9 protein-coding genes are annotated in these 11,228 nt (G+C 70.8%); 2 read left to right on the forward strand and 7 right to left on the reverse strand.

Translation table 11 applies throughout. The features are described from left to right. Positions 1–128: 128 nt before the first annotated feature. The 4 genes from GV015_RS08240 to GV015_RS08255 all read right to left on the reverse strand — a co-directional run bounded on the left by GV015_RS08240 (position 129) and on the right by GV015_RS08255 (position 2,968). Complete coding sequence (locus GV015_RS08240) at positions 129–791, reverse strand: pentapeptide repeat-containing protein (RefSeq protein WP_159877854.1); 663 nt, start codon at positions 789–791, stop codon at positions 129–131. A gap of 82 nt (positions 792–873) precedes the next feature. Next, the gene (locus GV015_RS08245; RefSeq protein ID WP_159877855.1) at positions 874–1,179 is read right to left on the reverse strand and encodes a hypothetical protein; all 306 of its coding nucleotides are present in this window, start codon (positions 1,177–1,179) and stop codon (positions 874–876) included. Between the two features lie 9 nt (positions 1,180–1,188). Continuing rightward, a complete protein-coding gene (locus GV015_RS08250) occupies positions 1,189–1,440 on the reverse strand; it encodes a ferrous iron transport protein A (RefSeq protein ID WP_159877856.1) in 252 nt (83 codons plus the stop codon). A gap of 34 nt (positions 1,441–1,474) precedes the next feature. After that, positions 1,475–2,968: an SDR family NAD(P)-dependent oxidoreductase gene (locus GV015_RS08255; protein ID WP_064294305.1), complete on the reverse strand. Its 1,494-nt coding sequence runs from the start codon at positions 2,966–2,968 to the stop codon at positions 1,475–1,477. Between the two features lie 193 nt (positions 2,969–3,161). On the opposite strand from GV015_RS08255, the gene GV015_RS08260 reads away from it, so the two are divergent. Both GV015_RS08260 and GV015_RS08265 read left to right on the forward strand, forming a co-directional pair. Further along, positions 3,162–6,785, forward strand: coding sequence for a DEAD/DEAH box helicase (locus GV015_RS08260; protein WP_159877858.1), 3,624 nt, complete (start codon positions 3,162–3,164; stop codon positions 6,783–6,785). A 62-nt stretch (positions 6,786–6,847) separates the two neighbouring features. After that, a complete protein-coding gene (locus tag GV015_RS08265; RefSeq protein ID WP_079705195.1) occupies positions 6,848–8,584 on the forward strand; it encodes a sodium:proton antiporter in 1,737 nt (578 codons plus the stop codon). Positions 8,585–8,979: 395 nt separating this feature from the next. On the opposite strand, the gene GV015_RS08270 is transcribed toward GV015_RS08265, so the two are convergent. From GV015_RS08270 to GV015_RS08280, 3 genes are all read right to left on the reverse strand, one after another. Further along, complete coding sequence (locus GV015_RS08270; RefSeq protein ID WP_086474520.1) at positions 8,980–9,219, reverse strand: hypothetical protein; 240 nt, start codon at positions 9,217–9,219, stop codon at positions 8,980–8,982. Between the two features lie 113 nt (positions 9,220–9,332). Further along, entirely contained in the window at positions 9,333–10,316 is a 984-nt protein-coding gene (locus GV015_RS08275; protein WP_159877860.1) for an SDR family NAD(P)-dependent oxidoreductase, read from the reverse strand. A 103-nt stretch (positions 10,317–10,419) separates the two neighbouring features. Then, complete coding sequence (locus GV015_RS08280; protein WP_159877862.1) at positions 10,420–11,187, reverse strand: polyprenol monophosphomannose synthase; 768 nt, start codon at positions 11,185–11,187, stop codon at positions 10,420–10,422. Between the last annotated feature and the right edge of the window lie 41 nt (positions 11,188–11,228).

Genomic DNA, 11,228 nt, shown 5'->3' on the forward strand with positions numbered 1-11,228 from the left:
CGGTGCGCTGGCGTGAGCGCGGGGGCGTGGGCGCGGGGCACAGGCGTGGGCGCGGGTCTCCGGAGACCCGCGCTCACGCGTCAGACCCGCGGTGACGTCAGCGCACCGCGCTGGCGCAACCCGAGAGGTCAGTCCTCGACTCGGATGCCGAACTGCTCGGCGAACATCGCCGCGAGCTCGCCGACCTGGAACGGGGTCATCGTCGCACCCCGAAGGTGCTCGATGCCGGCGATGCGCCGCAGCTCGAGTGTCCGGAGGTCGACGTCGGTGAGCCTCGCCCGCGTGACGTCGAGACTGTTGAGGGTGCAGTCGACGAACCGCACCCGGGTGGCCGTCGCATCGGCGAGGTCGAGTTCGTCGATCGTGCAGTCCTCGAACAGGACGTCCTGCAGCACAGCACCCCGCAGGTTGACGAACCCGAGCTTGCACCCGGTGATCCGCACGGACTGCCAGTTCGCGTCGTAGCAGTCGGCGGAACCCACCCGTGAGCCCTCCAGCTCGACGTCGCGCAGCCGAACCCGAGGGGCGAGGAGGATGGGCGCGTCCCACCGCTCGAGCCGCGAGTCGAGGAACGACGCCGCCCGGAAGTCGGTCTGGTCGGCTCGAATGCCCGCGAGCAAGGACTCGGAGATCGTGATGCCCGAAAGGTCACGATGCGACAGGTCGAGGTCGGCGAACCGCAGGCCTTCGATGCTGTCGTGCGCGTCGAGGGCTCCCTCGTCGCCGTCGGTCAATCCGATGAGACGGACGGGGTCGAGCCGTGGTGCCGTCGTTCCGGTGCGTTTCGCCATGCCGTGTTCTCCCGATGCCCGTGCGTGAAGGGGTGATCCGGCCAGCCTAGGGGCGGCCGCCGACGGGCTTCCGAGCCACCGCTCAGCTCGCTGTGAACCGACCGGGGAGGAACGGCAGGAGCGGGGCGCGGTAGATCAGCGACGTGTCGACGCCGGCGGTCAAGGTGGTCCGGGCTGCGCCGTACCGCCAGACCCGGTTGAAGAGGAAGACCTCGAAGGAGACGTCCGTCCCGCCGACCTGCCAGCTCCCCGTACCCCACTGCGCCGGCTGGCCGCGCCCGTCGAACACCACCGTCGGACGCTGGAAAGCGCCGTACCAGGGACGTCGGAGAGTCACTTCGACGCGATGCTGCGTCGGCGACGGGTCCTGGGTGACTTCGCTGCTCATCGGCCCAGCCTAGGGCGAGCGGCGGCGTTCCCGTGGTGCCGGTGCCGGCGGGACGGGCTTCGCCGCGATGACGTCGGCATCGGCGATCACGACCGGTCCGCGCTTGGTCTCGACCGTGCAGCCCGTCGCCGACCGCTCGACGAGCTCGCCGAGGGCGTCGGTCGCACCCGCCTCGGCGCCCTCGGGCAGCGCGAAGCGCACGACGACCCGCGAACCGAGCGGTGCCTCCCGGAGGAAGCGGACGGCCGCCGGACCGATCATCGCCCGGTCCTCGACCACGACCGCGAGTCGAAGCTCACCAGGAGCTCGGGCGGTAGTCCTTGAGGAAGACGCCGAAGAGGTTCTCGCCGGCCTCGCCGCGGACGATCGGGTCGTACACCCGCGCCGCGCCGTCGACGAGGTCGAGCGGGGCGTGGAAGCCCTCCTCCGCCAGTCGCACCTTGGTCGGGTGTGGGCGCTCGTCGGTGATCCAGCCGGTGTCGACGCTCGTCATGAGGATGCCGTCGGTCTCGAACATCTCCCGCGCGCTCGTCCGGGTGAGCATGTTCAGCGCGGCCTTCGCCATGTTCGTGTGCGGGTGGCCCGGGCCCTTGTACCCGCGACCGAAGACGCCCTCCATCGCGGAGACGTTGACCACGTAGGTGCGCGGGAAGTCGGATGCGGCCATCGAGGCACGCAGGCGACTGATGAGGATGAACGGGGCGGTGGCGTTCGCCAGCTGGACCTCGAGCATCTCGATGGGCTCGACCTGGTCGACGTTCTGCACCCAGCTGTTGCTGTGGTCGACGTCGGGCACGAGTCCACCGGCGTCGATCGCGGTGCCGGCGGCGAGGCGTTCGAGCGAGGACGACCCGGCCGTCATGGCCGCCTCGGTGAGGGCGTCGGCCTTGGCGGCCGCAGCGGCGAGGATCGGGTGCGCGGACACCGACGCCGCGAGCGACAGCGGGTGTGCGTCGTTCGTGTGGCCGAAGGTGACGAGCTCGGGCAGCGGGCCGTCGGGCAGCGGGGCGAGCTCTGCGTCGACGAGCGGCTGGTACGCGCCCTTCGTGCGGCGGACCGTCTGCGCGGCGTTGTTGATGAGGATGTCGAGCGGACCCTGCTCAGCCACGGAGTCCGCGAGGGCGATGACCTGGGCCGGGTCGCGGAGGTCGATGCCGACGACGCGCAGGCGGTGCAGCCAGTCGGCGCTGTCGGGGAGCGCGCTGAAGCGTCGGACGGCGTCGCGTGGGAACCGCGTCGTGATGGTGGTGTGTGCGCCGTCGCGCAGGAGTCGCAGCGCGATGTACATGCCGATCTTCGCGCGGCCGCCGGTGAGGAGGGCGCGCTTGCCGGTGAGGTCGGTGCGGGCGTCGCGCTTCGCGTGGCTCATCGCCGCGCACTGCGGGCAGAGCTGGTGGTAGAAGGCGTCGACCGTCGTGTACGGCTGCTTGCAGATGTAGCAGTTGCGCGGCACCAGCAGTTCGCCGGCGGTCGGGGCCGTCGTGGTGGTGGCGAGCGGGATGCCCCGCGTCTCGTCGTCGATGCGGTCGGGGGCGCCCGTCGCGGTGGCGGCGATCACGGCGCGGTCGGCGTCGGCGATCCGGGCCCGACGGTCGAGTCGGCGCTCCTTCTTGACCGCCTTGAACATCTTGGCGGTGGCACGGCGCACCTGGAGGTAGTCGGGGTGCTCCTCGTCCATCGTCGCCATGGTCTGGAGGACGCGCAGCGTGACCTCGAGATCGGTGGGATCGATGCCCGCGTCGTCGCCGGGAGCGTGGTTCGCAGGCTCGTCGTGGGGGAGAGAGGTCATTGCTTCATTCTACGAGCCGCCGGACGTGCCTCGGTCGGTGCTGTGGTCAGCGCGGGGCGCTGGACCGACCGCGACCCACAGGCGTGAGCGCGCCCCTCCGGAGGGGCGCGCTCACGTCGGAGACCCGCGCTCGCGTCAGCGCACCGCGCTGGCCCGAGGGAAGGGTGTCCGTCGTGCGTGAGACCATGGGGCGATGACTCCCGAGCCCGCACCACTGGTCGACGTGGCCGACCTCGTCCGGCTCGTCGGGCGGGTGGCGTTCGACCGCGGCCGGGTCTACGCGAGGGACGGCCGGGTCACCGCCGCCGACTGGGACCCCGACAAGCGTCGGCTCCACGGGATCGTCGAAGGCTCCACCGACGTCCCGTACGCCTGCATCATCGACCTCGGCGACGACACCGGCGGGTTCGCTCGGATCGAAGGAAGCGCCTGCTCGTGCCCCTTGCGCGGCGACTGCAAGCACATCGTCGCCACCCTGCTGCACAGCAACGCGGCCCACCTCCGGGCCGAAGGTCGCTCCGACCGGTGGGTGGCCCCACAACGGCCGCCTTCGGGGAAGGAGGCGTCCTGGCGTTCCGACCGGCGTTGGACCGCGCCCATCAACGACCCCGCGCTCGACGAACCGGCCGAGCACCAGCCGATGTACGCCCTCGACGAGCTCGACGACCTCCCTGACGCCTGGCGTCCGGAGGCGGAACGGCGAGCAGCGCGGTGGAACCCGAGCCCGCAGACGCCGACGGCGCCGCCCAGCTGGCGGAACCGACTCGACTCCCTCGCGGGCGACGCCGGTCGCGCCACGGCGCCGACGGCCATGGGCCTGCAGTTCGAGGTCCGCGAGAGCATCCCGCGCACCGCCGAACGCTGGCGCGGACCGACCTCCCGCACGGCCGACGGCCCGCCCGAGCCGCGGCATCCCCGCCGGATCGCCGTCCGACCCGTGGTCAGGAAGGCCGGCGGCGGCTTCGTGAAGTCGACGATCTCGTGGACCTCGTTCACGCACCAGGGCCACCGGCTGTCGCTCGATCCGGCGCACCAGCAGTGGTTCACGCAGTTCCAGGCGCTCCTGCGTGCCACCCGTCCGCCGGCCGGTGCCTACGCCGGCGCCGGTGACTCGGACTGGCTCGTCCTCGACGACTTCGGCAGCCCCGTCCTCTGGCATCTGTTCGAGGAGGCGGCCCAACTCGGGATCGAACTCGTCGGCACGCGCAAGGGCACGGTCACCCTCGGCACCACAGCCGCCATCCGGCTGGACGCCGCGCACGACGACGAGGGCGTGGTCCTCCGATCCGTCGTGACGATCGACGGCACCGACGTCGACGCCGCCACGAGCGGAGCCCTCGGCGACCACGGGCTCTACCACTACACGCTCGAACCCCAGCAGGCGATCGTGCTCGCACCGCTCGCCGAACCGCTGACGGACGAGGCCCGCGGACTCCTCGGGCCAGGCGAGCCCGTCGTGGTCCCCGAAGCCGAGGTGGCGGAGTTCCTCGAGCACTACGTCCCACGACTCCGCCGCAGCATCTCGCTGAGTTCGACGGACGGCACCGTCGCCCTCCCCAAGATCGTGCCACCGGTGCTCGTGCTCGCGGCCTCGTTCGAACCGAAGCAGACCCTTCGCCTCGCCTGGTTCTGGCAGTACGCCCCGGCGCAGCGCGTCCCGATCGGTGGCGGCACCCCGGCGCTCGCCGCAGGGCGACCACTCGTGTCCACGGTGCCGAACGGCGCGCCGACCGACGCCGCCACCGGCACTGCCGCAGCGGAGGTCCTCCGCGACGAACGCGCGGAACGGGCCATCCTCGACCGGGTCGGTGCCGCCATCGCCGCCGCAGCGGAACCGGAACGCCGCGCGCTCGCCGCCGGCTCGTTCGACGAGCTCACGACCCCGGGCGTCTGGCCGCCCAGGCCGCAGGTACTGACGGAGTTCGACGCGGCACTCGTCACCGAGCGCACCCTGCCCGTCCTCGAATCGCTCGACGACGTCCTCGTCGAGGTGTCCGGCGACCGCCCAGAGTACCGGGAGCTCACCGGCACACCTCACATCTCGGTCACCACGGTGGAGACGGAGCAGCGCGACTGGTTCGACCTCGGGATCGTCATCCACATCGGCGAGTACAGCGTCCCCTTCGAGCCCCTCTTCAAGGCCCTCTCGAAGGGGCGCACGAAGCTGCTCATGGTCGACCACACCTACCTCTCGCTCGAGCACCCCGCCTTCGACCGCCTGCGCGAACTGCTCACCGAGGCGGCCGCGCTCAAGGAGTGGGAGACGAAGCCGAGCATCAGTCGCTATCAGGCGAGCCTCTGGGCCGACTTCGAAGACCTCGCCGACGAGACCGAGCAGGCCGTCTCCTGGCGCGAGGCTGCAGCCGGACTCAACGCGATCGAAGCGGTCCCCGACACCCCCTTGCCGTCGGGACTCCATGCCGACCTCCGGCCCTACCAGGTCGAGGGCTTCCGCTGGCTCGCGTTCCTCTGGCAGCACGGACTCGGCGGCATCCTGGCCGACGACATGGGCCTCGGCAAGACGCTGCAGACCCTCGCCCTCGTCGCCCACGCGCGCGAGACGACCGGGACCACGGCACCACCGTTCCTCGTGGTCGCCCCGACGTCGGTCGTCTCCAACTGGGTCGCCGAGGCCACGCGCTTCGTGCCCGGCCTCGTCGTCCGCAGCATCACGGCCACGCAGGCGAAGGGCAGCGCGTCGATCGCGGACCTCGCGGCGGGCGCCGACATCGTGGTCACGAGCTATGCGCTGTTCCGGCTCGACGCAGCGGCGTACCAGGCGGTCGAGTGGTCGGGGCTCATCCTCGACGAGGCGCAGTTCGTGAAGAACCACCGCGCCAAGCTGCACGAGTGCGCGGTCGACCTCAGAGCACCGTTCAAGCTCGCGATCACCGGCACGCCCATCGAGAACACCCTCATGGAGCTGTGGTCGCTGCTGTCGATCGTCGCGCCGGGCCTGTTCGCGTCAGCGCCACGCTTCACCGAGCACTACGTCAAGCCGATCGGCAAGGGGCTCGACTCCAGTCGGCTGCAGACCCTGCGCCGACGCATCCGACCGCTGCTCATGCGCCGGACGAAGGAGATGGTCGCGCCCGAACTGCCGCCGAAGCAGGAACAGGTGCTGCGCATCGAGCTCGCACCGGCCCACCGCAAGCTCTACGACCTCGTCCTCCAACGCGAACGGCAGAAGCTCCTCGGACTCGTCGACGACCTCGACCGCAACCGGTTCATCGTGTTCCGCTCGCTCACCCTCCTCCGCATGCTCAGCCTCGACGCGAGCCTCATCGACCCTGAGGAGCACGCGGGCATCCCCTCGAGCAAGCTCGACGCACTCCTCGAACAGCTCGACGACGTCGTCGCCGAGGGGCACCGGGCGCTCATCTTCAGCCAGTTCACGAGCTTCCTCGGCACCGCCGCTCGTCGGCTCGAGGAGCAGGGCATCGCGTACGAGTACCTCGACGGGTCCACCCGTCGTCGGGGAGAGGTCATCGACCGCTTCCGCACCGGTGACGCCCCTGTGTTCCTCATCAGCCTGAAGGCCGGCGGGTTCGGCCTCAACCTGACCGAAGCGGACTACGTCTTCCTGCTCGACCCGTGGTGGAACCCGGCCGCAGAGGCGCAGGCCATCGACCGCACGCACCGCATCGGCCAGACGGAGAACGTCATGGTCTACCGACTGGTCGCCGCCGACACGATCGAGGAGAAGGTGATGGCGCTCCAGGCGAAGAAGTCGGAGCTCTTCGCCGCGGTCCTCGACGACGACGCGGTCTTCAGCCAGGCGCTCACCGCGGAGGACATCCGGGGCCTGCTCGAGTAGGCTCCGGGACCCACGACGCCCGTCGGGATGGGGTCGGTCGAGCGACCGATAGCCTGATCGCTATGGAACTCGGGGTGTATGCGGTCGTCGGCATCGCGGTGATCGTCGCCGTCGCGGCCTTCTCCCGCAAGCTCGGCGTCGCCGCACCGATCATCCTCGTGATCGTCGGTGTCGGGCTCTCGTACCTCCCGGGCGTCCCGGAGATCGAGGTCGAGCCGGAACTCGTGCTCGACGTCGTCCTGCCACCCATCCTCTACGCCGCGGCGATCAGCGTCCCGATCATGGACTTCCGCCGCAACCTCGCCACCATCACGAGCCTGTCCGTCGTGCTCGTCATCGTCACCGCGTTCGGTGCCGGCTTCCTCCTCTTCAGCCTCCTGCCCGACCTCAACCTCGCCGCCGCCATCGCCCTCGGCGCGATCATCAGCCCGCCCGACGCGGTCGCGGCGACGTCCATCGGACGCCGTCTCGGCCTCCCGCCCCGCCTCCTGACGGTGCTCGAGGGCGAGGGGCTCGTGAACGACGCGACTGCGCTCGTGCTCCTCCGATCGGCGAGCGCTGCGGCGGCCGGCGGCATGCTCACGCCGTGGGCGACGGTCGGCGACTTCGTCTACGCGGTCGTCCTGGCGATCATCGTCGGCTTCATCGCCGGATACGTCACCGTCTGGCTGCGGTCGAAGCTCAACGACTCCGTCCTCGACACCGCGATCTCCATCGCCGTCCCGTTCGTGGCGTTCATGCCGACCGAGGCGCTCGGTGGGTCCGGCGTGCTGGCCGTCGTCATCGCCGGCCTGTACACGGGCCACGCGAGTTCGGCCGCGTTCTCGGCGCAGGCGCGGATCAGCGACCGCATCAACTGGCGGACCATCCAGTTCCTGCTCGAGAACGCCGTGTTCCTCCTCATCGGACTCGAGATCCGGACGCTGATCGGCGCCGTCGACGCCGAGATCCTGTCCGTCGAGGAGTCCATCGGGATCGGTCTCGTCGCGACGGCCGCGCTCATCGCGCTGCGGTTCCTGTGGGTGGGCCCGCTGGTGCTCGGGCTCCGTGCACGAGAACGCTGGGCTGAGCGGCAGACCCTGCAACGGTGGCTGTCGATGGGGTACTCGGAACGGTTCCCGAGACAGAACCGCCGATGGCATCGACGGCGGCGTCGGGAGCGCGCCTACGAGCGGCAGCGCGCCGACCTCGAGCAGCTGCGGCTGGAGCAGATCGACTGGCGGGGTGGCGTCATCCTCAGCTGGTCTGGCATGCGCGGCGTCGTGACGCTCGCCGCCGCACAGTCACTGCCGCAGAGCACCCCGTACCGCGAGCAGCTCGTCCTCATCGCCTTCACGGTCGCCGTCGTGACGCTCGTCGTCCAGGGCGGCACGCTGCCGTGGCTCATCCGGCTGCTCAAGGTGCAGGGGATCGACGAGTCCGAGGACCGTCGACAGCTCGCGACCCTGCTCGACGAGATCAGCTACGCGGGCATCAGTGTGCTGGAGGATCCGGCGTCGGCGGTCGGCATCGAGGAGGAGATCGACCCCGATCTGCTCGAACGCGTCCGGCAGTCGACGTTCCTGCGGGCCGAAGCCGCCTGGGAACGCTCGCGCGAGTCGGTCTCGCCGAGTGAGACGCACGCCGAGACACCGCACCGGCTCTACCGCCAGCTGCGCCTCGCCGTCGTGCAGGCCGAGCGCGAGCGGCTCCTCGACGCGCGGGCGCGCGGTGCGTACCCGTCGCGCATCCTCGCCGAGGCGCAGACGATGCTCGACATCGAGGAGACGCGCCTGCGGCCGCCTCGTGCCGACCACTAGAGCTGGGTGACCTTTCTCAGGAGTCCTCCGGTGCGCCGCCCGGTGGGCGGATCGACGCGCCGGCGAACTCCTGAGAAAGGGTCGTTGCGGTCAGAAACTTGGGCCGGGGTTGGTGATGTCGGCGACGCACTCCGCCTCGCGCCGACCACTAGAGCTGGGTGACCTTTCTCAGGAGTCCTCCGGTGCGCCGCCCGACAGACGGATCGACACGCCGACGAACTCCTGAGAAAGGGTCGTTGCGGTCAGGAACTTGGGCCGGGGGTTGGTGATGTCGGCGACGCACTCCGCCTCGCGCCGACCGCTGAAGCTGCTTGACCTTTCTCAGGAGTCCTCCGGCGCGCCGCCCGGGAAACGGACCGACGCGCCGGCGAACTCCTGAGAAAGGGTCGTTGCGGTCAGGAACTTGGGCCGGGGTTGGTGATGTTCGCGACGCGCTCCGCCTCGCGCTCGGCCGCAGCGTCGCGTTCGGTCTCCGAGCCGGGGTTCGTGATGTCGGCCTCGCCGCTCGCCGCGGGGTCGTCGGCGGCGACGTGCGGGCCGGGGTTCGTCGTGGAGGCCACGCGCTCGGCCGCCGCGTCGTCGACGGCCTCGTCGTGTGGGCCCGGGTTGTTGATGTCGGCGTTCTGGTCACTCATGGGGTGCTCCTTCCGAGATCCGCCTGGGCGGTCTCCGTCTCGCGCATCGTCGCGCTGATCCGCTCTCACGGTAGGTCCGTGGGCGGGTGGCTGCAAGGGGTGGCGCCGGCCGATCAGTCGCGGGCGGCGAAGGCGTCGACCCCGGTGAGTTCGGCGGAGAGCGCCCAGAGGCGGGCCGCCTCCTCCGGATCGGTCGCGTGGTCGGCGACACCGGAGGCCGGGGAGACCGCGGTCTCGGCCGGGCCGGCGATGTCGCAGTCCTCGCAGAACACCCCGCCGAGGCCGTCGAGCGACGGCGAGGTCGCGGCCCAGACCTCCGTTGCGGCACCCTGCTCGGGCGACTTGAACCCCGAGACGAGGAGGTTGCCGTCGGCGTCGACCCAGCCGAGCGCCATCATCTCCTCGCGGGGCAGGTGCCGCTGCAGCGGCGTGAGGATGCCACCGGGGTGGACGGAGAACGCGCGGACGCCCTCCTCGGCACCGAGCGTGTCGAGCTGGAGGGCGAAGAGCGCGTTGGCGGTCTTCGCCTGCCCGTAGGCCTCCCACTTGTCGTAGCCGTGCTCGAACTGGACGTCGTCCCAGCGGATCCCCGAGCGCTTGTGGCCGCTGGAGGACAACGCGACGACCCGCGATGAACCGCCCTTGATGATGGCGGGCCAGAGGCGGTTGACGAGGGCGAAGTGGCCGAGGTGGTTCGTCGCGAACTGGAGTTCCCAGCCGGGACCGACACGCGTCTCGGGAGCCGCCATGACGCCCGCGTTCGTGATGACGAGGTCGATGCCCCGGCCCGTGGCGAGGAAGCGGTCGGCGAACGCCTCGACGCTCGCGAGGTCGGCCAGGTCGAGCTCGTCGACCTCCACACCGTCGATGCCGGCGAGTTCCTCGCGAGCGGTCTCCGGGCGCCGTGCCGGGACGATGACGTGGGCACCCGCGCCGACCAGGGCACGGACGGCCTCGCGGCCGATACCGGAGTAGCCGCCGGTGACGATGGCGAGCTTGCCGGTGAGGTCGATGCCCTCGAGCACCTCCGCCGCGGTGCTCGAGTGGCCGAAGCCGGAACCGATGGGGTGCTGCGGGGTGCGCGTGCGATTGGTCATGCCCTCACGCTACGACTCCGGGGAGGGCGGCGGAACCGGAAGGACCTGGGAAGATGTGCAGCCCTCGTCGGCCCGTGGTCGTCGTCGCCCGCACCACCTGGTCTCAGCGGGTGGACAGCACACGCACGGATGGGAGCGGGTGGCCGTGCAGCAGCGCACGGACCTCCTGCAGGCGGCGACGCACGCCCCACATCGTGACCTTCTTGAGCGACTCGGAGACGATGCCGCCGCTCATCTTCGACTCGCCAGACACCCGTTCGGTGAAGACGATGGGCGTCTCCACGACCCGGAGCCCGCGCTGCAGCGCCCGCCAGAGGAGGTCGACCTGGAAGCAGTACCCCTGCGACGCGACGTCGGCGAGGTCGATCCGGCGCAGCGCCTCGCTGCGGAACGCGCGGAACCCGCCGGTCGCGTCGGCGACACCGATCCCGAGGGCGAGTCTCGTGTAGAGGTTGCCGCCGCGACTCAGCGCGAGCCGATGCGCGGGCCAGTTCTCGACGACGCCACCCGGGACCCAGCGCGAGCCGAGCGCGAGGTCGTGGTCGTCGAGGAGTCCGATCAGGCGGGGCAGGTCCTCGGGGTGGTGGGAGCCGTCCGCGTCCATCTCGACGATGACCTCGTAGCCGCGGGCGAGCGCCCAGGCGAAGCCCGCGAGGTACGCCCCGCCGAGTCCGTCCTTCACAGCTCGGTGGAACACGTGCACCTGCGGGTGCTGCGCGGCGAGCTGATCGGCGAGGAACCCGGTGCCGTCGGGGGAGGAGTCGTCCACGACGAGGATGTCGACCCCGGCGACGGCGAGCGTGCGGTTCACGATCGGCTGCAGGTTGTCGAGTTCGTTGTAGGTGGGGATGACGACGAGTGAGCGGTTCACGTCGGTTCCTTTCGGGTCGTTGGGAGTGGTTCGGAGCGGGG

Source organism: Plantibacter sp. T3 (assembly GCF_902506515.1).
GTDB classification, from domain to species: domain Bacteria; phylum Actinomycetota; class Actinomycetes; order Actinomycetales; family Microbacteriaceae; genus Plantibacter; species Plantibacter auratus.